At 67.8% G+C, this 25,343-nt stretch carries 28 protein-coding genes and 1 riboswitch; of the genes, 21 read left to right on the top strand and 7 right to left on the bottom strand.

The genetic code is table 11. From position 1 onward, the window contains the following. Positions 1–42: 42 nt before the first annotated feature. The 4 genes from A5790_RS14940 (at position 43) to A5790_RS14925 (ending at position 4,597) form a co-directional block, all read left to right on the top strand. Positions 43–771, top strand: a complete 729-nt coding sequence (locus tag A5790_RS14940; RefSeq protein WP_066845577.1) for a phosphatidylserine decarboxylase — start codon at positions 43–45, stop codon at positions 769–771. Further along, a complete protein-coding gene (locus A5790_RS14935; protein ID WP_066845574.1) occupies positions 768–1,628 on the top strand; it encodes a phosphatidylcholine/phosphatidylserine synthase in 861 nt (286 codons plus the stop codon). Before A5790_RS14940 ends, A5790_RS14935 begins: the two co-directional genes overlap by 4 nt. Continuing rightward, positions 1,621–3,837, top strand: a complete 2,217-nt coding sequence (locus tag A5790_RS14930; protein WP_066845572.1) for an AAA family ATPase — start codon at positions 1,621–1,623, stop codon at positions 3,835–3,837. The genes A5790_RS14935 and A5790_RS14930 overlap by 8 nt, the downstream gene beginning before the upstream one ends. A gap of 292 nt (positions 3,838–4,129) precedes the next feature. Further along, positions 4,130–4,597 (top strand): DUF1707 domain-containing protein, encoded by a 468-nt coding sequence (locus A5790_RS14925; RefSeq protein WP_066845569.1) that lies wholly within the window; start codon positions 4,130–4,132, stop codon positions 4,595–4,597. Here A5790_RS14925 and A5790_RS14920 read toward each other — a convergent pair. Together A5790_RS14920 and A5790_RS14915 are read right to left on the bottom strand one after the other, a co-directional pair. After that, positions 4,564–5,220: a response regulator transcription factor gene (locus A5790_RS14920; protein ID WP_066845695.1), complete on the bottom strand. Its 657-nt coding sequence runs from the start codon at positions 5,218–5,220 to the stop codon at positions 4,564–4,566. The genes A5790_RS14925 and A5790_RS14920 overlap by 34 nt on opposite strands. Then, positions 5,220–6,191 carry a histidine kinase gene (locus A5790_RS14915; protein WP_066845566.1) on the bottom strand — a complete coding sequence of 324 codons (972 nt, stop codon included), beginning with the start codon at positions 6,189–6,191 and terminating at the stop codon, positions 5,220–5,222. The genes A5790_RS14920 and A5790_RS14915 overlap by 1 nt, the downstream gene beginning before the upstream one ends. Positions 6,192–6,352: 161 nt before the next feature. Here A5790_RS14915 and A5790_RS14910 point away from each other — a divergent pair, with 161 nt between their 5' ends. From A5790_RS14910 to A5790_RS14865, 10 genes are all read left to right on the top strand, one after another. Next, positions 6,353–6,550, top strand: a complete 198-nt coding sequence (locus A5790_RS14910) for a hypothetical protein (RefSeq protein ID WP_066845564.1) — start codon at positions 6,353–6,355, stop codon at positions 6,548–6,550. Next, positions 6,547–7,050, top strand: coding sequence for a CBS domain-containing protein (locus tag A5790_RS14905; protein ID WP_231984696.1), 504 nt, complete (start codon positions 6,547–6,549; stop codon positions 7,048–7,050). The genes A5790_RS14910 and A5790_RS14905 overlap by 4 nt, the downstream gene beginning before the upstream one ends. Before the next feature lie 12 nt (positions 7,051–7,062). Beyond that, positions 7,063–8,349, top strand: a complete 1,287-nt coding sequence (locus tag A5790_RS14900; RefSeq protein ID WP_066845562.1) for an SLC13 family permease — start codon at positions 7,063–7,065, stop codon at positions 8,347–8,349. Positions 8,350–8,527: 178 nt separating this feature from the next. Then, positions 8,528–11,416, top strand: coding sequence for a Na+/H+ antiporter subunit A (locus A5790_RS14895; protein WP_066845690.1), 2,889 nt, complete (start codon positions 8,528–8,530; stop codon positions 11,414–11,416). After that, complete coding sequence (locus tag A5790_RS14890) at positions 11,413–11,883, top strand: Na(+)/H(+) antiporter subunit C (protein WP_064425396.1); 471 nt, start codon at positions 11,413–11,415, stop codon at positions 11,881–11,883. The genes A5790_RS14895 and A5790_RS14890 overlap by 4 nt, the downstream gene beginning before the upstream one ends. 31 nt (positions 11,884–11,914) lie before the next feature. Then, complete coding sequence (locus A5790_RS14885; protein WP_066845560.1) at positions 11,915–13,510, top strand: Na+/H+ antiporter subunit D; 1,596 nt, start codon at positions 11,915–11,917, stop codon at positions 13,508–13,510. A gap of 60 nt (positions 13,511–13,570) precedes the next feature. Then, the gene (locus A5790_RS14880) at positions 13,571–14,107 is read left to right on the top strand and encodes a Na+/H+ antiporter subunit E (protein ID WP_066845558.1); all 537 of its coding nucleotides are present in this window, start codon (positions 13,571–13,573) and stop codon (positions 14,105–14,107) included. Positions 14,108–14,138: 31 nt separating this feature from the next. Next, on the top strand, positions 14,139–14,426 hold the full coding sequence (locus A5790_RS14875; RefSeq protein ID WP_064399764.1) for a monovalent cation/H+ antiporter complex subunit F: 288 nt from the start codon (positions 14,139–14,141) through the stop codon (positions 14,424–14,426). After that, entirely contained in the window at positions 14,423–14,785 is a 363-nt protein-coding gene (gene mnhG, locus A5790_RS14870) for a monovalent cation/H(+) antiporter subunit G (protein ID WP_064399765.1), read from the top strand. The genes A5790_RS14875 and mnhG overlap by 4 nt, the downstream gene beginning before the upstream one ends. Then, positions 14,772–15,677: an SAM-dependent methyltransferase gene (locus A5790_RS14865; RefSeq protein ID WP_066845555.1), complete on the top strand. Its 906-nt coding sequence runs from the start codon at positions 14,772–14,774 to the stop codon at positions 15,675–15,677. The genes mnhG and A5790_RS14865 overlap by 14 nt, the downstream gene beginning before the upstream one ends. Positions 15,678–15,724: 47 nt before the next feature. On the opposite strand, the gene A5790_RS14860 is transcribed toward A5790_RS14865, so the two are convergent. From A5790_RS14860 to A5790_RS14840, 5 genes are read right to left on the bottom strand one after another with little or no spacing between them, the layout of a single operon-like run. After that, positions 15,725–16,360 (bottom strand): LON peptidase substrate-binding domain-containing protein, encoded by a 636-nt coding sequence (locus tag A5790_RS14860; protein ID WP_156656406.1) that lies wholly within the window; start codon positions 16,358–16,360, stop codon positions 15,725–15,727. A gap of 2 nt (positions 16,361–16,362) precedes the next feature. Beyond that, complete coding sequence (locus tag A5790_RS14855) at positions 16,363–17,496, bottom strand: glutamate--cysteine ligase (RefSeq protein WP_066845685.1); 1,134 nt, start codon at positions 17,494–17,496, stop codon at positions 16,363–16,365. After that, positions 17,477–18,211 carry a superoxide dismutase family protein gene (locus A5790_RS14850; protein WP_066845551.1) on the bottom strand — a complete coding sequence of 245 codons (735 nt, stop codon included), beginning with the start codon at positions 18,209–18,211 and terminating at the stop codon, positions 17,477–17,479. Before A5790_RS14850 ends, A5790_RS14855 begins: the two co-directional genes overlap by 20 nt. 10 nt (positions 18,212–18,221) lie before the next feature. After that, the gene (locus A5790_RS14845; RefSeq protein WP_066845548.1) at positions 18,222–18,680 is read right to left on the bottom strand and encodes a LytR C-terminal domain-containing protein; all 459 of its coding nucleotides are present in this window, start codon (positions 18,678–18,680) and stop codon (positions 18,222–18,224) included. 40 nt (positions 18,681–18,720) lie between these two features. Then, positions 18,721–19,029: a DUF3263 domain-containing protein gene (locus A5790_RS14840; protein WP_064351385.1), complete on the bottom strand. Its 309-nt coding sequence runs from the start codon at positions 19,027–19,029 to the stop codon at positions 18,721–18,723. Between the two features lie 137 nt (positions 19,030–19,166). Between A5790_RS14840 and A5790_RS14835 the strand changes: the two genes are divergently transcribed. From A5790_RS14835 to A5790_RS14805, 7 genes are all read left to right on the top strand, one after another. Further along, positions 19,167–19,760: a peptide deformylase gene (locus A5790_RS14835; protein ID WP_066845546.1), complete on the top strand. Its 594-nt coding sequence runs from the start codon at positions 19,167–19,169 to the stop codon at positions 19,758–19,760. 2 nt (positions 19,761–19,762) lie between these two features. Next, a complete protein-coding gene (locus tag A5790_RS14830) occupies positions 19,763–20,656 on the top strand; it encodes a GNAT family N-acetyltransferase (protein ID WP_066845544.1) in 894 nt (297 codons plus the stop codon). Positions 20,657–20,659: 3 nt separating this feature from the next. After that, positions 20,660–21,475, top strand: coding sequence for an exodeoxyribonuclease III (locus A5790_RS14825; RefSeq protein ID WP_066845541.1), 816 nt, complete (start codon positions 20,660–20,662; stop codon positions 21,473–21,475). Between the two features lie 73 nt (positions 21,476–21,548). Then, positions 21,549–21,657, top strand: a riboswitch (TPP riboswitch). Continuing rightward, positions 21,651–23,294, top strand: a complete 1,644-nt coding sequence (thiC, locus tag A5790_RS14820) for a phosphomethylpyrimidine synthase ThiC (RefSeq protein ID WP_066845538.1) — start codon at positions 21,651–21,653, stop codon at positions 23,292–23,294. (Overlaps the previous riboswitch by 7 nt.) Then, the gene (gene thiD / locus A5790_RS14815) at positions 23,291–24,127 is read left to right on the top strand and encodes a bifunctional hydroxymethylpyrimidine kinase/phosphomethylpyrimidine kinase (protein ID WP_066845535.1); all 837 of its coding nucleotides are present in this window, start codon (positions 23,291–23,293) and stop codon (positions 24,125–24,127) included. The genes thiC and thiD overlap by 4 nt, the downstream gene beginning before the upstream one ends. After that, positions 24,124–24,747, top strand: coding sequence for an alpha/beta family hydrolase (locus tag A5790_RS14810; protein WP_066845532.1), 624 nt, complete (start codon positions 24,124–24,126; stop codon positions 24,745–24,747). The genes thiD and A5790_RS14810 overlap by 4 nt, the downstream gene beginning before the upstream one ends. Continuing rightward, entirely contained in the window at positions 24,737–25,186 is a 450-nt protein-coding gene (locus tag A5790_RS14805) for a septum formation family protein (RefSeq protein WP_156656405.1), read from the top strand. The genes A5790_RS14810 and A5790_RS14805 overlap by 11 nt, the downstream gene beginning before the upstream one ends. Positions 25,187–25,343 lie beyond the last annotated feature (157 nt).

Below are 25,343 nucleotides of genomic sequence, written 5' to 3'. Positions count from 1 at the left end.
CGCATGCCGCGTCGCGCACCCGGCCCGTAGAATCGCGGGACGATGGCCAGACGCCCCGACCTGAAATCCGGCCCCGCGCGGCTCTTGGCGCTGGCCCGTACCACGATCCCCCCGATGCATCCGGCGGGGCTGCCGTTCGTCGGCGCGAGCCTGACGCTGGCCGCGCTCGGGCGCCGGAACCCGTGGCTGCGCGGTGCCGGGCTGGCATCGGCCGCCGCCAACGCCGCGTTCTTCCGCCACCCGCCGCGCGTACCGCCCACCCGGCCCGGTCTGGTCGTCGCCCCCGCCGACGGCTTGATCTGCCTGATCGAGGAGGCTGCGCCACCGGCCGAACTCGGTTTGCCCCCAACACCATTGCCCCGCATCAGCATCTTCCTGTCGGTGTTCGACGCGCATGTGCAGCGCGCCCCGATCAGCGGTGAGGTCGTCGCGGTCGAGCACCGACCGGGCTTGTTCGGCTCGGCCGAACTGGAAGCGGCCAGCGAGGACAACGAGCGCAACAGCGTGCTGATCCGCACCGCCGGCGGCGTCGAGGTGATTGCCGTACAGATCGCCGGCCTGGTGGCGCGGCGCATCGTGTGTGAGGCCAAGGTGGGCGACGAACTGGCGATCGGCGAGACCTACGGGCTGATCCGCTACGGCTCGCGGTTGGACACGTACCTGCCCGCCGGATCGCGCATCCTGGTGACGGTGGGACAGCGCGCGCTGGCGGGTGAGACGGTGTTGGCCGAACTGGAGTCCGATGTCGCCGGCCGGATGGCTCCGGCATGATCCGGCCCCGCATCAAGCGCTCCGTCGTCAGCCTGCGCATCCTGCCCAGCGCGATGACGGTTGCCGCGATCTGCCTGGGGCTGAGTGCGGTCAAGATGGCGCTGGACGACCGGCCGACCGAGGCGATGGCGTTTCTGGCGGTCGCCGCGATACTCGACGCGCTCGACGGCCGCATCGCGCGCGCCCTGAAGGCGACGTCGAAGATGGGCGAGGAGATCGATTCACTCGCCGACGCCGTAAACTTCGGCGTCGCACCGGCTTTCATCGTGTACGGCACGCTGCTGTCGAAGTCGGAGGTCGGCTGGATCGTGGTGCTGGTGTACGCGGTGTGCATCGTGCTGCGCCTGGCCAGGTTCAACGCGATGCTCGACGTCGACAAACCGGACTACGAGAAGAAGTACTTCGTGGGTATGCCCGCGCCGGCAGGTGCGATCGGCGCGATCGGTCCGCTGGCCGCCAAGATGCAGTTCGGCGACGGCTGGTGGACCTCCGAACCCGCCGTCGTCATCTGGATGCTCGGCGTCTCGGCGCTGGTGGTCAGCACGATCCCGATGCGCAAGATCCACACGTTCTCGGTGCCGCCCAACATGGTCGCGCCGCTGCTGGCGTTCGTGGCGATCGGCGTGGCCGCCGCGATCCTCTATGGCTACCTGGTGATCCTGATCATCATCGCCGCCTACGTCCTACACATCCCGTTCGCCATCCGCACCCGCCGGTTCCTGGCAGCGCACCCCGAAGTCTGGGACGACAAACCACGCCAGCAGCGTGCCGCCCGGCGGGCCATCCGCCGGGCCCAGCCGCACCGCCGGTCGGTGATGCGACTGGGACTGCGCAGACCCGGCTCCCGACATGACTGAACTGCAGTCCGACCGCCCGGCCCCCCGGGCGCACCTCACGCTGACCGCGCGGCTGAACACCTCGGCGCTCGACTCGCGCAGGGGTGTAGTGCGCCTGCATCCGGAAGCCATTGCCGCGCTGGGCATCCGCGAATGGGATGCGGTGTCGCTGACCGGTTCGCGCACCACCGCCGCGGTGGCCGCCGAGGCACCCACCGGTGTTCCCGCCGGCACCGCGCTGCTCGACGACGTCACGCTGTCCAATGCCGGGCTGCGCGAGGACACCACCGTGCTCGTCGCGCCCGTGACCGTCTACGGCGCCCGATCGGTGACGCTGTCGGGCTCGCGGCTGGCCAGTCAGTCGATCTCGCAGGCCACGCTGCGACAAGCGTTGCTGGGCAAGGTGATGACGGTCGGTGACACGGTGTCGCTGCTGCCGCGGGAGCTGGGACCCGACATCCCATCCTCGCGCGCGACCGCGGCGCTTGCCTCGTCGGTCGGCATCACCTGGACCTCCGAACTGTTGACGGTGACCGGCACCGATCCCGCGGGACCCGTGAGCGTGCAACCTAATTCGGCGGTCTGCTGGGCCGACGGCTCTCCGGGCGGATCCGTCGCACCCGCTTCGGACGCTGCGATCGGTCAGGCAGTGGTGACCGCACCGGAGACATCGCAGCCGGCGCTGAGCGTCGACGACCTCAAGGGTTCTCAGGCCGAAGCGCAGCGCCTGACCGAATGGCTCAAGCTCGCGCTCGACCGCCCCGAACTTCTTGAAACCCTCGGTGCCACAGCCAATCTGGGTGTCCTGGTGTCGGGCCCGGCCGGTGTTGGCAAGGCAGCGTTGGTGCGCGCGGTCTGCGCCGACCGGCGACTGGTCGAACTCGACGGACCGGAGGTCGGCTCGCTACGCGCCGAGGACCGGATCGCAAGGGTGGTGTCGGCGGTGGCGACAGTCCGCGACGGCGGCGGCGTGTTGTTGATCACCGACATCGACGCGCTGCTGCCGGCCACCGCCGAACCGGTGGCCACGTTGATCCTCACCGAACTCCGCAACGCGGTCGCCACCCGCGGTGTGGCGTTCGTCGCGACGTCGCAGCAGCCAGACAACGTCGACGCCCGGTTACGCGCGCCCGACCTGTGCGACCGCGAACTCGGGCTGAGCCTGCCCGACGGCGCGATCCGCAAGCAGCTGCTCGAGGTGCTGTTGCGCGAGGTGCCCGCCAAGGACCTCGACCTCGACGAGATTGCCGAGCGCACACCGGGATTCGTGGTCGCCGACCTGGCCGCGCTGGTCCGCGAGGCGGCGCTGCGCGCGGCGGCGCGCGCCAGCGCCGACGGTGAGCCGCCCGCCCTGATCCAGGACGATGCGCTGGGCGCGACGACCGTCATCCGCCCGCTGTCACGCTCGGCCACCGAAGAGGTGTCGGTCGGCTCGGTGACGCTCGACGACGTCGGCGACATGGCCGACACCAAACAGGCGCTCACCGAGGCGGTGCTGTGGCCGCTGCAGCACCCCGACACGTTTCAGCGTCTCGGCGTGGCGCCGCCGCGCGGGGTGCTGCTCTACGGCCCACCCGGTTGCGGCAAGACGTTCGTGGTGCGGGCGCTGGCCAGTTCGGGGCGGTTGTCGGTGCACGCCGTCAAGGGCGCTGAGCTGATGGACAAATGGGTCGGCTCTTCGGAAAAGGCTGTGCGCGAACTGTTCCGGCGTGCCCGCGACTCGGCCCCGTCGCTGGTGTTCCTCGACGAGATCGACGCGCTGGCGCCGCGGCGCGGGCAGAGCTTCGACTCTGGTGTGACCGACCGCGTGGTGGCGGCGCTGCTGACCGAACTCGACGGCATCGAACCGCTGCGCGACGTGGTGGTGGTCGGTGCGACGAACCGGCCCGATCTGATCGACCCGGCGCTTCTGCGACCCGGCCGGCTGGAGAAGCTGGTGTTCGTCGAACCGCCCGACGCCGAGGCCCGTCGCGAGATCCTGCGCACGGCGGGCAAGTCCGTCCCGCTCGCCGACGATGTCGATCTCGGCGCCCTGGCCGGGGAACTCGAGGGCTACAGCGCCGCCGACTGCGTCGCGTTGTTGCGCGAGGCGGCGCTGACCGCGATGCGGCGCTCGATCGACGCCGCAGACGTCACCGCCGAGGACGTCGCGGCCGCACGCGAGGCGGTGCGCCCATCGCTGGACGCGGCGCAGGTCGAATCGCTGCGGGCGTTCTCGGCCGCTCGCTGACCTTTCACCCGCGAGCGGCTCCTTTCCGCCCGCTGGCCCTTTCGCCCGCGAGCGGCTCCTTTCGCCGCCGCAGTTCCTTTCGCCGCCGCAGTTACTTCCGCCGCCGCGTGCTCGACCGGCGCGCACCCGACGCGCGCGCATCCCTCCCCGAGAGTGGGCTTGACGCACGTCAAACGCCCCGGACGCGTGCGGGTAACCCACGTTCGCGGGACAAGGGGAGGCATCTTGACAATGGCAAGTTCATGCGGCATAGTCGAGATAACTTGTCATTGTCAAGATCGAGGAGGTCGGCATGCCCGCCATCGCACCGGTCGTCCGCGCCGGAGACCCCGACCGGGAGAAGACGGCCGACGTACTCGGCCAGGCCCTCGCGCAGGGTTACCTCGCGATGCCGGAGTACGAGGCGCGGCTGCAGGCCGCCTTTGCCGCCACGACCCGCCCGGAATTGCACGAGCTCACCGCCGATCTGCCCGTCGAGCGCCTCAGGCGCAACGACCCCCGCCGCCGGGAGGCTCGCAGGCAGCTGGCCCGTCGCAGTGTTCAGGTCCACCTGGCCGGCTACCTGGCCATGGTCGCGATCGTGCTGACGGTGTGGTTGGCAGTCGGCCTCACCGCGGGTGCGTGGTACTTCTGGCCGGTCTGGCCGATCCTCGGCGCGGGGGTCGGGTTGTTGGGCCACGCGCTTCCGGTGCGGTACGGGTTAGCGCCCGCGCCGTGCCAACGCCGTCACGGCTCGATCAACCCGGCACGAATCGCATAGCGGGTCAACGCAACTCGATCCTGCAGGTCGAGCTTGGCCAGCAGGTTCGTCCGGTGCCGGTCGACGGTCTTGGCGCTGATGCCCAACGTGTTGGCGATGTCGCGCGAGGAGTAGCCCTCGGCGATGAGTTTGAGCACCTCCTCCTCTCGCGGCGTGAGGATGGTGTCGGGCAGCCCGTCGCCCTGCCGTGCGCGGTGTAGGTAGTCCCGGATCAGCGCCGTCACCGCTCCCGCGTACAGGAACGGCTCCCCGCGCAGGGTGGCCCGGCACGCCTCGAGCAGGTCGCGGTCGGCGACCGATTTCAGCACGTAACCGGATGCACCGGCCTTGAGCGCCTCGAAGAAGTACTGCTCGTTGTCGTACATCGACAGGATCAGGATCCGGACGTGCGGGTGCAGCCGGTTCATCTCCCGCGCCGCCTGCAGGCCCGTCATGCGCGGCATCGCGATGTCGAGAATGGCCAGGTCGGTCGGGGTGTTCTCGAGAACCGCCAGCGCTTCGTGACCGTCGGCCGCCTCGGCCACCACCTGCAGGTCGGACTCGGCGTCGAGGATCATCCGCAACCCGCTGCGCACCAGAGCGTGATCGTCGGCCAGCAGGATGCGGGCCGGTTGCGCGAGCATCACCAGCACCGCCGCGACGGGATCGCCAGCAGCACCTCGGTGCCCTCACCGGCCGGTGAGGTGATCGTCAGGTCGCCGTCGACCAGCAGTGCGCGCTCACGCATGCCGTTGATCCCGGCCCCCTCACTGACCACCCCGCCGACGCCGTCATCGGCGATGCGCATCGTCAACCGATCAGCGGTGGTGTGCAGGTCGAGCCACGCCTTGGTGGCACCTGCGTGCCTTGCGATGTTGGTCAGGCTCTCCTGAGCGACGCGGTAGCACACCAGCTCGACGTCGGGTTTCAACCGATCTGCTTGCAGCACAATGTGTTTGACGACGGGTAAACCGGTTGCGTTCGTGAAGTCGGTGCACAGCGAGTTGAGCGCGCTGTGCAGGCCGAGGTCTTCGAGAGCCTCGGGCCGCAGGCGCCGCGCGATGCTGCGGACCTCGTCGAGGCCTGCGCGCACAGCGTCTTGGGTGTCGGCAAGCTCACCGTGGATCTCGGCGGGTGCACGGTCCACCGCGCGCTTGAGGAGCAACAGCGCGACCGTCAACGTCTGACCGATCTCGTCGTGCAACTCGCGCGCGATGCGCTGGCGTTCGTTCTCCTGCGCGGCCAACGCCGACGCGCTCGCCGTGGTGCGTTCGGTTTCGAGCCGGTCCAGCATCGTGTTGAACGACGCGATCAGGTGGCGCAGGTCGCCGTTGCCGCTGTGGTCGACGCGGTCGCTTCGGCGCGGTGGGTCGACCCTGCGCATCGAGGTCGCGAGCCGGTCGAGCGGGGCGAGACTCGAGCGCAACAGCAGCGCGTTGGCGGTCAAGATCACCGCCAACCCGATGAGAAGCACTGGAACCTCGGTCGGCTTGATGCGCGATGACACGGTTGCGGGTGAGAGCGCCAGGGCCAACGTGCCCAACGCGAAGATCAGCCCGTTGATCAGGAAAACCCGCCGAAACAGCGCGGTCGCCGGCGTGCGCGCCCGTTTCATGCTCCCAGCGTGGACCGTCCGATCGGGATTTGTCCATACACTGCGCCGCCCCCGCCGAATGGGTGTCAGCCCTGATGGTGCGCCCGCCGTCGGGCGCAGAAACTTTCCTCACCATGCATGACTCTCGAACCGCGGAGCCGGCCGACCGAGCAGTACACCAGATGACCACCCGGCACGGCGAGCAGCTGAGCCTGATCATCGACGACCACGGCGTCCGCCACCTGTTCGTCGCCGACAGCTGCGGCTTCGACGCGCCCGGGTGGGAGCTCGTCCTCGACCCGGATGACGCCGAACGGCTGGCCGAGATGCTCACACAACGTCGGAGAGTCCACGAACTGAACGGAGATCGAGGACGATGACACTTACCGCCGACACCCCCGGGACCGGATGGAACGAAGTCATGCAAGCACATGAGATCGCCGTGACCCCTCCCACGGTCCGCATGGATGATCCGGTGTCCAAGGCCGTGCAGCTGATGGTGGTCAACCGACTGCCCGGACTCGTCGTGGTCGACGACGACCGCAACCCCGTCGCGGTGCTGCCGGGCACCCAGGTGCTGCGACTCACCATCCCGGAGTCCTACCGCGACGACCCCGCCCTGGTGCGCACCGTGGACGAGATCCACGCCGACCTGTTCTGGCACGGGCCGGGCAGGCTGACGGTCGGTGACTGCCTGCCGACGCCGGTGGCCAAACCGGTGACCGTCGCACCCGATGCCACCCTGCTCGAGATCGCCACGGTGATGGCGACCAAGCGCAGCCCGCTGATCGCCGTGGTCGACAGCGGCGGCAAGCTCGTCGGCGCGGTGACCCTGGAGCGGTTGCTCACCAGCTTGGCCGTGGCCGGTCCCAGCGACTGATCCGTCGGTTCGGTGCTGGCTCCGCTTCTGGCGCTAGCGATCTTCGTCGTCGCCTTTTGGTTTCTGGCCACAGAACGCGCCAACAAGGTCACGACGGTTCTGGTCGCCGGCGGGCTGATGACCCTTCTGGGTCTCGCGCCCGGCGAGGAGGTGTTCTACTCCGAACACGAAGGCATCGACTGGAACGTCATCTTCCTGCTGCTGGGCATGATGGTCATCGTCGGAGTCGTGAAACAGACCGGCATTTTCGACTTCCTGGCCATCTGGGCCGCAAAACGCGCCAGGGGCAAACCTTTTCGGCTCATGGTGATGCTGATGGTGATCACCGGGGTGGCCTCGCCCGTGCTGGACAACGTGACGATCATCATGCTCGTCGCCCCGGTGACGCTCGTCATCTGCGACCGGTTGGAGATCGCCGCGCAGCCGTTCATCATCGCCGAGGTGCTGGCGTCCAACATCGGCGGTGCGGCGACGCTGATCGGCGATCCGCCCAACATCATCATCGGCAGCCGGGCGGGGTTGACCTTCAACGACTTCCTGATCCACATGGCACCGATCGTGGCGATCATTTTCGTGCTGTTCGTGCTGTTCACCAAGGTGCTGTTCCGGACGGAGTTGCGCGCCAGCGAGATGCGCGTCGACAAGGTGATGGCGCTGCAGGAACGACGGGCCATCAAGGACTTTCGCCTTCTGGTGCGGTCGATGGCGGTGCTCGCGCTGGTCATCGTCGGGTTCAGTTTTCACTCGGTGCTGCACGTGGCACCGTCGATCGTCGCGCTTCTGGGCGCGGGCATCATGCTGCTGGTCACCAAGGTCGACGTCAACGAGGTTCTGCCCGAGGTGGAGTGGCCGACCCTGGTGTTCTTCATGGGGCTCTTCGTCATGGTCGCCGGCCTCGTGCACACCGGGGTGATCGGCTGGATCGGCGATGCGGCGGTCAATCTGTTCGGCGACGATTTCTTCCTTGCCGCCACCGGCCTGCTGTTCGGTTCCGCCGTCCTGGGCGCGTTCGTCGACAACATCCCGTACACGGCCACGATGGCGCCGGTGGTCGAGGACATGGCGGCACAGGCGCCCGATGCCGCGACCGGGCGGGCGCTGTGGTGGGCGTTCGCTCTGGGGGCCTGCTTCTCCGGCAACGGCACCGCGATCGCGGCAAGCGCGAACGTCGTGGCGATCGGCATCGCCCAGCGTGCCGGCCACCGAATCAGCTTCTGGCAGTTTTCCCGCTACGGCATCGTCGTCACGCTGCTCAGCACCCTGCTGGCCTGGGTATATGTGTGGCTGCGGTACTTCTGAGCTCCGGTGCGGTCCGGCAGGCACCGACCACCGCGAGGTCGGTGGTGTCAACGACGGGGCATAGTAGCCCCGATCGGCCCACGTAGAATGCAATCCGAAGCCTTACTCGGCTGACACCCCGACCATAAGTTCTCCGGTTGGCGGCCGCGTGCTGACCAACACAACCGATCGGAGTGCCCTGCTCGCCGTCCTGCTCGCACACGCGGTCGCCGCCGCGCTGGCGCCCCTGCTTGTCCACAAGTGGGGGCGCAAGGCCTTCTATCCGCTGGCGATGGTGCCGCTTCTGTCCCTGGTGTGGGTGGCGCAGAACTGGCCGTCCGCGGGGGGGTCGAGCACCGTCGACGTGCCGTGGGTGCCCGAGCTGTCGATGAACATCACGCTGCGCTTCGACACGCTCGCCGCGATCATGAGCGTGCTGGTTCTCGGCATCGGCGCGCTGGTCCTTTTCTACTGCGCCGACTACTTCCACCACCACGACGGCCGCATCGAGAACCGGTTGCCGAGTTTCGCCGCCGAACTGGTCGCGTTCTCCGGCGCGATGTTCGGGCTGGTCACCAGCGACAACCTGCTGATGCTCTACGTGTTCTGGGAGATCACCTCGGTGCTGTCGTTCCTTCTGGTCGGCCACTACGCCGAACGCCTGACCAGCAGGCGGGCGGCAACCCAGGCGTTGTTGGTCACGACGTTCGGTGGCCTGGCCATGCTGGTCGGCATCATCGTGCTCGGCAACATGGCGGGCACCTACCTGCTCTCCGAACTCCTTGAATCCCCGCCGACGGGGGTGGCGGCGTCGGTCGGGCTGGTGCTCATCCTCGTCGGCGCGCTGTCGAAGTCGGCGATCGTGCCGCTGCACTTCTGGCTGCCGGGCGCGATGGCCGCACCGACCCCGGTGAGCGCGTACCTGCACGCCGCGGCGATGGTCAAGGCCGGCGTCTATCTGATCGCGCGCATGAGCCCCAGTTTCGCCGACTCCCCGGTGTGGCGGCCCATAGTGGTCTCGCTCGGCCTGTTGACCATGATGCTGGCCGGTTGGCGCGCGGTGCGCGAGTACGACCTGAAGTTGATCCTGGCTTTCGGCACGGTCAGTCAGCTGGGGCTGATCACGGTCATGGTCGGCACCGGCGGCAGCGACATGATGCTCGGCGGACTGGCGATGCTGGTGGCACACGCCATGTTCAAGGCGGCGCTGTTCATGGTCGTCGGCATCATCGACCACGCCACCGGCACCCGCGACATCCGCAGACTGGCCTGGCTCGGCGCCAAGGCGCGGCCGCTGTTCGTCATCGCCGTCGGCGCATCGGCCAGCATGGCGGCGCTGCCCCCGTTCTTCGGTTTCGTCGCCAAGGAAACCGACCTGGCCACCGTGCTGCATACCCCCACCCTCGGGGTCTTCGCCCCGGTGGTGCTGGTCGGCGTCGTGATCGGCTCGGTGTTCACGACCATCTACAGCCTGCGCTTCCTGTTCGGTGCGTTCGGCCGCAAGGGGCGCCCCGAGCCGAGCACCCGCGTCGCCGAGATGCACCGGCCCGAGCGCACGTTCATGATCGCGCCGGGCATCCTCGCGGCCGCGGGCCTGGCCTTCGGGATCTGGCCCGTCGGGGTCGGCGATGTGCTGGGGGATTACGCCGACACGGTGCCCGGCGGCAACAACGAGTACCACCTCGCGCTGTGGCACGGCGTGAACGTGCCGCTGCTGTTGTCGGTGCTGGTGATCGCCACCGGCGTGGCGGCCTTCGTCGGCCGCGAACGGTTGCGCCGGTTCCGCACGATGCGCGAACCACTCGGCAACGCCGACCACGTGTACGACGCCGTGATACGCCGGCTCGACCTGTGGGCGGTGGAACTCACCGCTGTCACCCAGCGCGGTTCCATCCCGGCCACCCAGGCCGCGATCCTGTCGACGCTGGTGCTGGTGCCCACCATCGCGCTCGCGGTGGGTGCGCGCGACCACCCGCAGTTCAGGCTGTGGGGTTCACCGCTTCAGGTGGTGATCGGTCTGATCATCCTGGCCGCCGCGCTCGGCGCTCTGGTGATGCGCAACCGCCTGGCGGCGGTGCTGCTCGTCGGCGTGACCGGATACGGGTGCGGGGTGATCTTCGCGCTGCACGGCGCACCGGATCTGGCCCTGACCCAGTTCCTGGTCGAGACGTTGACCCTCGTGGTGTTCGTCCTGGTGCTGCGCACGTTGCCCGCCGAAGCCGACCGGGTCCACATCCGCAGATACCGGTGGCCGCGGGCGGCGCTGGCACTGGCGGTCGGTGCGACCGTGACCACCTTGGCGGTGTACGCGATGGCCGCGCGCACCGGAACTCCGATCGCCTCGTTGATCCCCGAGGCGGCGTACTACCGCGGCCACGGCGCCAACGCCGTCAACGTGCTACTGGTCGACATCCGGGCCTGGGACACCATGGGCGAAGTCATGGTGCTCGTGGTCGCGGCGACCGGCGTCGCCTCGATGGTGTTCCGGCACAGGAGGTTCGGGGCACCGCCGCGGGTCTCGGATGCGGGTCAGCCCGACATCGGCCGGCTACCGGCAATCGTGAACACCAGCCCGGCGGCCGGCGACATCACCTGGCTGCGCGGCAGCGAACTGCGTGACCCGCGGCACCGGTCGTTGATCCTCGAGGTCGCCACCCGCGTCATCTTCCCGCTGATCATGGTCCTGTCGGCGTACTTCTTCTTCGCGGGACACAACACTCCAGGCGGCGGATTCGCCGGTGGATTGACCGCCGGGCTCGCGCTGGTGCTGCGGTATCTGGCCGGCGGTCGCTACGAACTCGGTGAGACACTGCCGCTGGACGCGGGCAAGATCCTGGGCGCGGGCCTCACTTTGTGTGCCGGTACCGCGTTGGCCTCGCTGCTGGTGGGGGCGCCCGCGCTGTCGTCGGCGCTGATCGAGATCGACGTGCCGGTGTTGGGCACTGTCAAGTTCGTCACCGCGTTGTTCTTCGACCTCGGGGTGTACCTCATCGTCGTGGGTCTGGTGCTCGACGTGTTGCGTAGCCTCGGTGCCCGCATCGACGTGGAGTTGGGCCAGGAGCAGAAGACGGTGGTGACTACGCAATGACCACCTCGCTCGTGCCCCTCATCCTGCTCGGCGGGCTCACCAGTGCAGGCGTTTACCTACTGCTCGAGCGCAACCTGACCCGAATGTTGCTGGGGCTGTTGCTCATCAGCAATGCAATCAACCTGCTGATCCTCATCGCCGGCGGCCCGGCCGGTAAGCCCCCAATCTGGGGCCGGGGCAGCGACGAGCACACCACCACCGCGGATCCGTTGGCCCAGGGCATGATCCTGACCGCGATCGTCATCACGATGGGCGTCGCGGCGTTCGTGCTGGCGATGGCCTACCGGACCTATCGGTTGACCACCGCCGAGGAAGTGGGCGACGACCCCGAGGATGCCAAGGTCTCCGAGTTGGCCTCGAAGGACATCGCCGCCGTCGAAGAGGACCGACCCCAGCCTGAAGCCGCCCGCGACACCGATGCACCCGACGAGTTGGACGCCCTGCCCGGTTACGAAGGATCGAAGTGATGCGGGGGCGATTAGTGAAGGCGGACTGCGCATGACGTTGGCGGCCACCTTGATACCCCTGCCCGTCCTGCTCCCGACGCTGGGCGCGGCGGCAACGCTGATCGCGGGCCGGCGGCCACGACTGCAGCGGCTCCTCACCCTCGTCGTGTTGTCTGTCGTCGTCGCGGTGTGTGGCGCGCTGCTCTACCTCGCCGACAGGGACGGCACGCTCGTGCTCCACGTCGGCGGCTGGGGACAGTCGGTGCCCGGGATGGGTCCGCTGGGCATCACGCTGGTGGTGGACCGGTTGTCGGCGCTGATGCTCGTCGTCTCGGCGATCGTGTTGCTGGCCGTGGTGTTCTACGCCATCGGACAGGGTGTCCGCGACGGTGACGAACGCCAACCGGTGTCGATCTTCATGCCCACCTACCTGGTGTTGTCGGCCGGCGTCTGCATGGCGTTCCTCGCCGGTGACCTGTTCAACCTTTTCGTCGGTTTCGAGGTGCTGCTGGCCGCGAGCTTCGTGCTGCTGACGGTCGGAGCCAGCAAGGACCGTGTCCGCGCAGGCATCTCGTATGTGATGGTGTCGATGGTCGGGTCGCTGATCTTCCTGTTCGGCCTCGCCCTCGTCTACGGCGCCACCGGGACACTGAACTTGGCGGAACTCTCCGTGCGACTCGAGGAGGTGTCGGGCGGAGTCCGTTCGGCGATGTTCGCCGTGCTGCTGGTGGCGTTCGGCATCAAGGCCGCGGTGTTCCCGCTCTCGGCCTGGCTGCCCGACTCCTATCCGACCGCACCCGCACCGGTCACCGCCGTGTTCGCCGGCCTGCTCACGAAGGTCGGCGTCTATTCGATCATTCGGGCGCACTCGCTGTTGTTCCCCGAGGGAGGGCTCGACCCGGTGCTGTTGGTCGCCGCGTTGTTGACGATGCTGATCGGCATCCTCGGTGCGATCGCGCAGAGCGACATCAAACGACTGCTGTCGTTCACGCTGGTGAGCCACATCGGCTACATGGTGTTCGGCATCGCGTTGTCCAACCAGCTTGGCATGTCCGGTGCCATTTACTATGTGGCGCACCATATTCTGGTGCAGACCACACTGTTCCTGGTCGTCGGGTTGATCGAACGCCAGGCCGGGGCGTCGACCATGGACCGCTTGGGCGGTTTGGCGGCAGCCAGTCCGCTGCTCGCCTTCGTGTTCGTCATCCCCGCGCTCAATCTCGGTGGCATACCACCGTTCTCCGGTTTCATCGGCAAGGTCGCGCTGCTCGAGGCCGGCGCGCAGGACGGCTCGGTACTGGCCTGGACGCTGGTGGCCGGCGGTGTGGTGACGAGCTTGCTGACGCTGTACGTGGTCGTGCGGGTGTGGACGAAGGCGTTCTGGCGCTCGCGCGAGGACGCGCCCGAAGGGCATCTGTCCGCGGCGCTGCCGTCGGCGTTGCTCGACGAACCCGAGGACATCCAGTTCGTCGACCGCGACCACGTCGGCCACATGCCGGCGGGGATGGTCGGGCCCACGGGTGCGCTGATCGCGGCCGGGCTCGCGCTGACGGTGCTCGCCGGACCGATATTCGCTTACAGCGAAAGGGCTTCCAACGAGGTGCTCGACCGGAGCGAGTACATCACTGCCGTGGTGGGGCCGCGATGAGCGCTTGCGCGAAGAGCAGAGAACACCGATGAGCGCTTGCGCGAAGAGCAGAGGACACCGATGAGAAGCGTTGCGCTGCGCGTCTGGATCTTCTGCTGGCTGGTGTTCGTCTGGATCCTGCTGTGGGGCAACTTCTCCGCGGCGAATGTGCTCTCGGGAGCGGCCGTTGCGGCGTTGATCACATGGCTGCTGCCCCTGCCCGCCGTGCCGGTCGAAGGCAAGGTGCACGTGCTGTCGCTGATCCGCCTCATCCTCACGGTCGCCTACCGTTTGGTGCTGTCCTCGGTCCAGGTCGCGGTGCTGTCGTTGAAACCCCGACCACCACTGTCAGCGGTGCTGCGCGCGCAGCTTTCGGTGAAGTCGGACCTCGTGCTGTCGCTGGCGGTCGTCATCTTCAACCTGATTCCCGGATCGATCGTGCTCGAGATCGACCAGACCCGCCGGCTGCTCTACATGCATGTCATCGATGTCGGCTCCGACCGCGCACTGCAAGCGTTCTACCACCAGGTGGCTGTGATCGAACGGCTGCTGGTCGCGACATTCGAGCGTCCCGAGGACTGGCGCCCCGCGCACGAGCACGAGGAGCACGAAGCATGAGCCCCCAGCGAAATACGAAGGCGGAGCGCGCATGATCACCGTCTGGGTCATCGCCGCGGTGATGATGACCGCCGCCGCCGCGATCACGATGTTCCGTCTCCTTGCCGGGCCGAGCACACTGGACCGCCTGGTCGCCGTCGACACGCTCATCGCCGTGGCGATGTGCGGAATCGGCATCTGGAGCGCCTACAGCCTGGACAGCACCGTCACCTACGGCATGGCCGCATTGGCTTTGATCAGCTTCGTCGGCACGGTCAGCGTCGCCCGATTCCGCGTCCCCGACGTCGACAAGTCCCGCACCATCGGAGGGCGAGGATGACGGGACTCGACATCCTCACGAGCGTGCTGGTGCTGGGCGGCTCGTCGCTCGCGCTGACCGCCGCGATCGGCATCGTCCGCTTCCCTGACACGTTAACGCGCATGCACGCGGCGTCCAAGCCGCAGGTACTCGGGCTCCTGCTGGTGATCATCGGCGCCGGGATACGGCTGCGCGGCAACGCCGATATCGGCATGCTCGTACTCACCGGCTTGTTCACGGTGATCACCGCACCGGTGGTGGCGAACCGGGTTGGTCAGCTCGCGTATCGGGAACAGAACGTCCGAGACGATCTGTTGACCGCGGACGAGATTGACGAGTTCGCCGACCACACGGAAAGCGGCGCCGATGGCCAGGACTGACGACGACAGCTGGGGCATCACCGAGAGTGTGGGCGCGACGGCGCTCGGGGTGGCCTGGTCTCGTGCGCTGGAGCAGAACACCGACTGCCCGCTGTTCACCGATCCGTACGCCCAGATGTTCGTCGACGCGGCAGTGGAACAGGGTTGGCAACCGCCCTCTGCCCACATGGCCGAACGCATCCGCTCGATCGGCGGCTACGCGGCGTCGCGCACCAAATGGTTCGACGAGTTCTTCATCGCCGCGGGCGCCAACGGCATCGACCAGGTGGTGATTCTGGCGGCCGGGCTCGACGCGCGGGCCTGGCGCTTGCCGTGGATCGGTGGCACCGTCGTCTACGAGATCGACCAGCCCCGGGTGCTGACGTTCAAGGTCGACACGTTGCGTCGACACGAAGTTCAGCCGGCCGCCGAGTACATCCCGGTGCCGATCGACTTGCGCGAGGATTGGCCGCGGGCTCTGCGGGACGCGGGGTTCGACGCGAGCGAGCCGACCGCGTGGGCCGCCGAGGGGCTTCTCCCCTATCTGCCCGCACGCGGACAAGACGTGTTGTTCGAACGGATCCACAAGCTCAGCGCGCAAGGCAGCCGCATCGCCGTCGAGTCGTTCGGGGCGGACTTCTTCGATCCGGAGTACCTGGCCAGTCGCCGCGAGAAACTGGCCGAGTACCGCAGGCAGGCCGGCAACGACGGTAGCGACGACGCGTTCGACGTACAGGACCTCTGGTACACCGAGGAACGCACCGAGGTGACCGACTGGCTCACCGACCACGGTTGGGACGTCGCCTCGATCGCTGCCGCGGACCTGATGGAACGCTACGGCCGGTGCGCCGCGGGCGAACCCGACGACACAACTCCGCGGACGGTATTCGTCGAGGGACAACGGACCTGCTGACAACCGCTGTCGCCGGACGTGAGCCGATCTTTCGGACCCGGATCCCGCTACTCCCCCGACAGCTGGAACTCGACCATTGCGGTCACGGTCTCGACGGCGTCGCTCAGCGCAGCCAGCCGCTCGGCGACGGTCGGCGCAGCCAGCACCGCGTAGCGGTCGGCCTGCCCCATCGGCAGGCGAGAGGTCAACGTGTACAACCACTTACCGGCATCGCCGGACGCGTCCGCACCCGCCACGAATTCGCGGCCGTTGACCTCGGCCCCGCGTGCGGCGGCGATGCGTTCGAACAGCGCGACCATGCGGTCCTCCACGTCGCGGATCGCGTCCGCCTCGACGGGCTCACCCGGCTGATCGGGCCACGGTTCTACCGCTGCGCGTGGATACGGATCGTCGGGCTGCCACTCGATGACCCGAATACGTTCGCCAACCGCGCATTTGAGGCGGTAGCGGCCGTCACCGAAATCGGCGACCTCGCCGATGTGTGCCAGCGCGCCGACGTCGCTGCGGACGTCCCCACCGCCCACTTCCCTGCCCGCCGTGATCAACACGACGCCGAACGCCGGGTCCTCGGTGGCCAGACAATCCGAAACCAGTGCGCTGTAACGAGGTTCGAAGATCCGCAACGGAAGCTCCTCGCCGGGCAGCATCGCCACCTGCAGCGGGAACATCGGGATGGCCGCCACGTCTACAGCTCCAGTTCGGCGACCAGGGCGTCGACGACGGCGCGCAGGTCGCCGTCGTGCTCCTCGGCGACGCGGCGTTGACGTTGATACGACCCGCCGCCCCCGTAGATGTCGGCGACGTGCCGTAGTTCGTCGGCACAGTGCAGCGACGCGGCCACCGGTTCGAGACGGTTGAGCAGCTCGTCGAGGTCCTCGGTCACCAACCGTTCGTTGCTGTTGGCATCCTGGATGATGATGGCGTCGAGGCCGTAACGCGCAGCGCGCCACTTGTTCTCCTGCACGTGCCACGGCGGCATGGTGGGCAGCGACTCACCGGCGTCGAGCCGCCGGTCGAGGTCGACGACCAGACAATGTGTCAACGCCACCAGCGCACCCAACTCGCGCAGATTGGAGACACCGTCGAATATCCGGATCTCCACCGTCCCGATATGCGGCGAAGGCCGGACATCCCAACGGATTTCGTTCATGTGGTCGATGATGCCGGTCTTCTTCTGGTCGTAGACGAAACGCTCCCACTCCGCCCACGACTGAAAGTGGAACGGCAGCCCGGCAGTCGGCAGCTGCTGAAACATCATCGCCCGGTTGGACGCATAGCCGGTGTCCTCACCGTCCCAGAACGGGGACGACGCCGACAGGGCCAACAGATGCGGGTAGTGGTTGAGCAGCGAGGTGTTGATCGGCATCACCTTGTGCGCGGAGCGGACCCCGACGTGCACGTGCACACCCCAGATCAGCATCTGCCTGCCCCACCACTGGGTGCGCTTGATCAGCTCGGCATAGCGGGGGGCGTCGGTCAGGCTGCCCGGCGACCACTTCGCGAACGGGTGCGTGCCCGCGCAGAACAACTCCATCCCGCGACCCCGGACGATCTCGCGGGCGGTCACCAGCGTCGAACGCAGATCGTTCATCGCCTCGGGCACCGAATCGCAGATGCCCGTGACGATCTCTACGGTGTTGCGCAGCAGCTCCTTGTGCACTCGCGGGTTGTTCTCGCCGAGCTCCTCGATGACCGCGGTGGCCTCGTTGCTCAGGTCCCGCGTCGTCGCGTCGACAAGCGCGAACTCCCACTCGACCCCGACCGTCGGTCGGGGCGAGCCGACGAAATCGATGTGGCTGTTAGCCGGTACGGATAACACCGCATGCCACCCGCGATCCGGCGTCACCGGTCGCCAGAGTGGTCGCATCCGGCGGCGGGTCACCGTTGACCTGCTGGTAGCGCTCCGGCGGAATGTTGGCGAAGTTGTCCGCCTTCTCGTGGATGATGATCGCGGTGCCCGCGCCCGACGTGAGTTCTTCGGCGGTGAACGCGTCGGTCGTCGTCAGGACCCTGGCCGAACCGTCCTCGCGGACCTGCAGCGACGTCAGGTCACCGCTCGCGGGATGCCCGCTGTGGCCGGGCACCTGGAAGTGTCCGCCCGCCGAGTTGAAGTTGCCCGGCGCGCCACCGGTGGGCGCGACCGAGTTGGCCTCGCACTTGCCGACCTGATGGATGTGCATGCCATGGAAGCCGGGCGTCAGCCTCCCGGGCGTGGTGGTCTCGACGCTGATCGTCGCGTAGCCGCCACTGAACTGGATGTCGGCGGTCGCCACCGGTGTGCCGTCCGCGAGCTTCAATTCGGCGGTGAGCGTCTCGCCTGCGCCCTGCCCTTCGCCTTGACCTTGGCCTTGGCCTTCTGTCTGCCCACCGCCGTGACCACCGCCCTCACCGGGCGGGGCCGAGGGAGGCGGAGATCCGGTCCAGACGGATGGCGGGGTGCCCTGCACGTTGCTGGGCTCCTCGGGCGCCGCGCAGGCGCTCAAGGCGAGTGCGGGAACGGCGAACAAGGCAGCGGCGGCGACGGTCTTGAACATGTGCACGAGCCTAACCGGTGACCACCACAATGACGCCGGGCGGTTGTTCGGCGAGTGCGGGCAATCGCGGTTCGACGGGTGCCTCCAGGAGACGTCCCACCTCTTCTGCGGCCTCCTGCTCGCCGGGCGCGTCGCTGAAGTACACGGTGGTGGCCGCCACGTCCGCCAGTTCGAGGTTGCCGGTCTCGGTGACGTTCCAGCCGGCCTCGCGCAACCGTCCGGCAGTCCCCTCGGCCGCGCCCGCAACGGTGGAGATGTTGAAGACCCGGACCTCGGCATCGGCGGGTGCCGGTGCCTGCGACGTCGTGGTCGCGGTGGTCGTGGTCGCGGTCGCCAGCGGCGGCGCGTCCTCCTCGTCGCTGTCAGAACCCATTGCCTGGAACGCCACCAATAGGAAAACGACGCCCAGGAAGAGCAGCACCATCACCATGGCGCGCAGGGGCAGCCCCGACGAATCTCGCTGGTTCATTGCGCCCACCTTATCGAGCGGGCCCCGCGGCCCGGGAAACTCAGGTGACGTCGAAGCCGAGACGGCGTGCCGCCCGCGCCTTCTGCCTGCTGGCCCTCAGTCGCCGCAACCGTTTGACCAGCATCGGATCGGCGGCGAGCGCCTCAGGTCGGTCGACGAGCGCGTTCAGCACCTGGTAGTAGCGGGTGGCCGACATGGAGAACAACTCCTTGATGGCGTCTTCCTTGGAGCCCGCGTATTTCCACCACTGCCGCTCGAACGCGAGAATGTCGTGCTCGCGCCGAGTCAGCCCGTCGGAGAGTTCAGAGTTGTCTCCGGATTGTTCAGTCCGCGCGATCGCGCCGTCCATCTGGCTCTTGGACCCTTCCGACAACTTGAATGACATCGCTGTGGTTCGGCGCTCATTCAACCACGTGATGGGCTGATGAGCGGTTCGACATGCCCGCGAGTCGGGCAGCAAGGATTGCCGACCTAAGATTTTCGACCATGGCAGTCGTTCCGATCCGCATCGTGGGAGATCCCGTCCTGCACACAGCCACCGAGCCGGTGCCGGTCGGCGAGGACGGTTCGCTGCCCGCCGATCTCGCGGAGTTGATCGCCGACCTGTTCGACACGATGGACGCGGCGAACGGGGTTGGCTTGGCCGCGAACCAGATCGGCGTGTCCAAGCGGGTGTTCGTCTACGACTGCGCCGAGGTGCGCGGCCGCATCACCCGCCGCCGCGGTGTGGTCGTCAACCCGGTGTTGGAGACCTCCGAGGTTCCCGAGACCATGCCCGATCCGGACGACGACGACGAGGGTTGCCTTTCGGTGCCCGGCGAGTCGTTCCCGACGGGGCGGGCCGACTGGGCGAGGGTCACTGGGCTGGACGCCGAAGGCAATCCGATCATCCTCGAGGGCACCGACCTGTTCGCCCGGATGCTGCAGCACGAAACGGGTCACCTCGACGGCTTCCTTTACCTGGACCGCCTGGTCGGCAGGCATGCGCGCAGCGCCAAGCGTGCGCTGAAGTCGCACGGCTGGGGGGTGCCGGGGTTGTCGTGGATGCCCGGTAAGGACCCCGATCCGTTCGGTCACTGAACGTGCCCGGGCTGCCCGCGATCGGCACGCGCGTGACGGTGCGCTACCGGCGGCCGGCCGGTTCGACACCGCCGCTGACCGACGTGGTCGGCCACGTCGTCGACAGCGGTGCCGCACTGGAGATTCGGACGAAACGGGGGGTCGTCGTACGGGTCGACGTCGACGATGTCGTCGCCATCAAGGAGCTGCCCGCGGCACCCGTACGTACCGCCGACATCCGCAACGTCGAACACGCGGCGGCACTGGCGTGGCCGGGTGTCGAACAGGAATGGCTGGGCGGTTGGCTGCTGCGCGCCGCGGGAGGCCACACACACCGCGGCAATTCCGCTGTCCCACTGGGCTTTGACGCCGACGCCAGGGCCGTTCCGGCGATCGTCAGCTGGTACGGCGAGCGGGGACTGACGCCGTGGCTTTCCATACCCGATCGGCTGCTCCATCCGATCGAAAAGCCGCCGCACCTCGAGACCGAGTTCATGACAAGCGATTTGAGCGACCAGGTGGTCGACGAACGCGTGACGGTGACCGAGGCGCCCGACGCCGGATGGCTGCACCTGTACCGCCGCTCCGTGCCTGTCGACGTGCTGACCGCCGTCATCGACGGTGAGGTCGCATTCGCGACGATCCCCGGTGCGGCCGTCGGCAGGGCCGCGGTGACCACGGCCCCGTGCGGCCGGCGCTGGGTCGGGCTGTCGGCGGTGCGGGTCGACGAGCGGACCCGCGGTGAGGGTCTGGCGCGCGCACTGTGTTCGACGCTGTTGGGGTGGGGGACCCAGCGGGGTGCGACCGGCGGCTACGCGCAGGTGCTGGTCGACAACGCGGTGGCCCTCGGCCTCTACAGGTCGATGGGTTTCCAGACGCAGCACCGCAGCCGCTATGTCGACGCTCGTAGCCTGTAAGCCATGCGGATCGCGACCTGGAACGTCAACTCGATTCGGGCTCGGGTCGAACGGGTCACCGACTGGCTCGAGCGAGCCGAGGTCGACGTGCTGGCGATGCAGGAGACCAAGTGCAACGACGAGCAATTCCCGGTCATGCCTTTCCTGGCCGCCGGCTATGAGGTGACCCACTGCGGCTTCAACCAGTGGAACGGCGTGGCGATCGCGTCCCGCGTCGGGATCGAGGACGTGCAGGTGGGCTTCGACGATCAGCCGACCTGGAGCGACAAGCCCGACGTGGAGGCGGCCGCCGAAGCCCGCGCCCTCGGCGCCACCTGCAACGGAGTCCGGGTGTGGAGCCTGTACGTGCCGAACGGCCGGTTCGTCGGCTCACCGCACTACGCGTACAAGCTGGAATGGCTTGCTGCGCTCCGCAATACGGCACAGAAGTGGTTGTCCGATGACCCAGCCGCGCAGATCGCGCTCGTCGGGGACTGGAACATCGCGCCGACCGACGAGGACGTCTGGAGCGTCGAGTTCTACCAGGGCAGCACCCACGTCACCGCGCCAGAACGTGAGGCGTTCAACGCGGTGGTGGAAGCGGGTTTCGCCGATGTGGTGCGGCCGTTCACTCCCGGACCGGGGGTCTACACCTATTGGGACTACACACAGCTGCGGTTCCCGAAGAACCGCGGTATGCGCATCGATTTCATCCTCGGCTCACCCGCGCTCGCCGACCGCGTCACGCACGCCGAGATCGTCCGCGATGAACGCAAGAGCGGCAAGGACCGCATCGGAGCGCCCAGCGATCACGCCCCGGTGTTGATCGAACTGGGGTGACCGCGACGGTCCAGTTCCGACGATTCTCTCGTCGCCCCTTCCCGATTCCTCCGCGTCTGCGCTAGCGTGGCAGGCGTCCACACACGGGAGCGCGCACCAGCGCGCTGAGAGGACGGGTGGGCCCGTCGACCGTACGAACCTGACCGGGTAATGCCGGCGTAGGGAGATAGCTCGAATGACGCATGTCGCGAACAGTCCTGTCAATCCGTCCGTGACCACCGGCCCGATCCAGGGCAGCACGAAGGTGTATCGAGAGCTCGACGAGGTGCCCGGCGCCAAGGTGCCGTCGCGCCGGGTGCACCTGACCAACGGTGAGCACCTCGACCTCTACGACACGTCGGGTCCGTATACCGACCCGACGGCGACCCTCGATCTGCAGGCGGGCTTGCCTGCGCGGCCGGGCGTCGTCCGCGACCGCGGGACGCAGCTGCAGCGGGCCCGTGCCGGCGAGATCACCGCCGAGATGGCGTTCATCGCCGCACGTGAGCGAGTTCCTGGCGAGCTGGTCCGCGACGAGGTCGCGGCGGGCAGGGCCGTCATACCCGCGAACCACAATCACCCCGAGACCGAGCCGATGATCATCGGCAAGGCGTTCGCGGTGAAAGTCAATGCCAACATCGGCAATTCGGCCGTCACCAGCTCCATCGCCGAGGAGGTCGACAAGATGGTGTGGGCCACCCGGTGGGGCGCCGACACGATCATGGACCTGTCCACCGGCCGCGACATTCACACGACTCGGGAGTGGATCCTGCGCAACTCGCCGGTGCCGGTCGGCACGGTTCCGATCTACCAGGCCCTGGAGAAGGTCAACGGCGACCCGGCCGCTCTGACGTGGGAACTGTACCGCGACACCGTGATCGAACAGTGCGAGCAGGGTGTGGACTACATGACCGTGCATGCCGGCGTACTGCTGCGTTACGTTCCGCTGACGGCCAAGCGTGTTACCGGAATCGTCAGTCGCGGCGGTTCCATCATGGCCGCGTGGTGCCTGGCGCACCACCGGGAATCGTTCCTGTACACCCACTTCGATGAGCTGTGCGAGATCCTGCAGCGCTACGACGTGACGTTCTCACTCGGCGACGGCCTGCGGCCCGGTTCGATCGCCGACGCCAACGACGCCGCCCAGTTCGCCGAGCTGCGTACGCTCGGTGAGCTCACGAAGATCGCGAAATCGCATGGTGTACAGGTGATGATCGAGGGGCCGGGCCACGTACCGCTGCACAAGATCGTCGAGAATGTCCGGCTCGAGGAGGAGTGGTGCGAGGAGGCGCCGTTCTACACGCTGGGTCCGCTGGCGACCGACATCGCACCGGCCTATGACCACATCACCAGCGCCATCGGCGCGGCGATCATCGCGCAGGCCGGCACCGCGATGCTCTGTTACGTGACGCCGAAGGAACACCTCGGCCTACCCGACCGCAAAGATGTCAAGGATGGCGTCATCGCCTACAAGATCGCCGCGCACGCCGCTGATCTCGCCAAGGGCCACCCCCACGCTCAGGAACGCGATGACGCGCTGTCCCGCGCACGCTTCGAGTTCCGCTGGCACGACCAGTTCGCACTGTCGCTGGATCCCGACACCGCGCGCGCGTTCCACGACGAGACGCTGCCCGCCGAACCGGCCAAGACCGCACACTTCTGCTCGATGTGCGGGCCGAAGTTCTGTTCCATGCGCATCACGCAGGACGTCCGCGACTATGCTGCCAAGCACGGGCTCGACAGCGAGGAGGCGATCGAAGCCGCGATGGAGATGGGGATGGCCGAGAAGTCACGCGAATTCGCCGAACACGGCAACCGCGTGTACCTGCCGCTGGCATGAGCTACCTACCACTGCCGCCTCCTCGTACCACCCCGGTGCGGGTGATGACGATCGCCGGATCCGATTCTGGCGGAGGCGCGGGAATCCAGGCCGACATGCGCACGTTCGCTCTGCTCGGGGTTCACGGCCTGGTTGCGGTCACCGCCGTCACGGTTCAGAACTCGGTCGGGGTCAAGGGTTTTCACGAGATTCCCCTCGACGTCATCGCGGGGCAGATCGAAGCGGTGGCCTCCGACATCGGCGTGCAGGCGGCCAAGACGGGGATGCTGGCGTCGTCGCAGATCATCGACACCGTCGCCGAAACCTGGCGCGCGCAGGGCATGGCCGGTTCGGTGCCCTTGGTCGTCGACCCTGTGTGCGCCTCCATGCACGGTGATCCCCTTTTGCATCCCAGTGCGCTGGATTCACTGCGGGCACAACTGTTCCCGTTGGCGACATTGGTGACACCGAACCTCGACGAGGTGCGCCTGCTCACCGATATCGAGGTCATCGACCCCTCATCCCAGCGGGAGGCGGCCCGCGCGCTGCACGCCCTCGGGCCGCAGTGGGCACTGGTCAAGGGAGGCCACCTGCGGGCGTCGGCGCAGAGTCCCGATCTGCTGTTCGACGGCACCGAGTTCCACGAATTCGACGCCTCGCGTATCGACACCGGCCACGACCACGGCGCCGGTGACACGTTGGCCGCGGCCATCGCCAGCGCGCTGGCGCACGGCTATTCGGTACCCGACGCGGTCGCGTTCGGTAAACGCTGGGTCACCGAATGTCTGCGTGCCGCTTACCCGTTGGGACGCGGTCACGGCCCGGTGTCGGCGCTGTTCAGGCTCACCGAGTGAACCTCGAACCGATCGCGGGTGTTGCCCACGAACCCGACGCCGACCCCGCCGGTGTCGTCGTCCTCACCCACGGCGCCGGCGGCAGCAGGGACGCGCCGCTACTCAAGAGGCTCTGTGACGAGTGGGCGGGTCGCGGTTGGCTTGCGGTGCGCTACAACCTGCCCTACCGGCGCCGCCGGCCCAAGGGCCCGCCGTCTGGATCCGCCAAGGTCGACCAGGAGGGAGTGATCGAAGCCATCGACGTCGCCCGCATGCTCGCCGACGGCCCCGTCATCGCGGGCGGGCACTCCTACGGTGGGCGGATGACATCAATGGCGGTGGCCGACGGGGCGGCCGGCATCGACGTTCTGACACTGTTCTCGTATCCACTTCATCCGCCCGGAAAGCCGGAACGCGCACGCACCGAACATCTTCCGCGCATCGACGTACCGACGGTGTTCACGCACGGCACCGCCGACCCGTTCGGATCGATCGACGAACTCCGGTCCGCCGCCGCCCTGATCGGCGCGCCCGCCGAGGTCGTCGAGATCACCGGCGCCCGCCACGATCTGGCCTCCAAGACACTCAATGTGCCTGCGCTGGCTGTGGATGCGGCATTACGGTTGACGGGTGCGTCCTAGGCACTGGGTGATCGTCGCGGTTGTCGTGATCGGCGTCGGGGCCCTGGCGGCGATCGGTTGGTTCTATATCGTCGAACCACGCATGACGACGACGGTGCGCGCCGATCTCCTACGGCTCGGAGATTGTGTGCGCACGCGTGAGTCCGACGTTCTGCCGCAGGAAGTAAAGCGAGTGGACTGCGACGGTCCCCACTACGGGGAGGTGTTCGCGGTCCTGCGCGCGCCCGATGCGCCGGAGTATCCCGGCGAGGACGCCTTGAGAAGGATCGGCGATCAGTGCAGTGGGAAGTTCTTCGACTACGCGCCGAATATCCCCGAGGGGCCGACCTTTCGGCTCGCGATCGGTTATCCGAGTGCGCAGGCATGGTCGGAGGGGGCGCGGTCGGTGGTCTGCGTCGCGATGGCCAAGAACGAGCGCTGGGGTTCGATCCGCAGCTAGAAGGCGGTGACCGCGATACGGTTGCCGCGTGACAACGCCGCCGGGTCCTCCCCCGCCGTACGGACCACCGCCGTCCTACGGCGGGCAGCCGCCCGATCCGTATCCGCCGCCGGGGTCCGCGTACCCGCCGCCGCCACCCCCCCCCACCCTGTCTCTT

Source organism: Mycobacterium sp. 852002-51152_SCH6134967 (assembly GCF_001667105.1).
Taxonomy (GTDB): domain Bacteria; phylum Actinomycetota; class Actinomycetes; order Mycobacteriales; family Mycobacteriaceae; genus Mycobacterium; species Mycobacterium neumannii_A.
The sequence above is the reverse complement of the archived record's forward strand: the minus strand, read 5'-3'. Positions and strand labels throughout refer to the sequence as shown.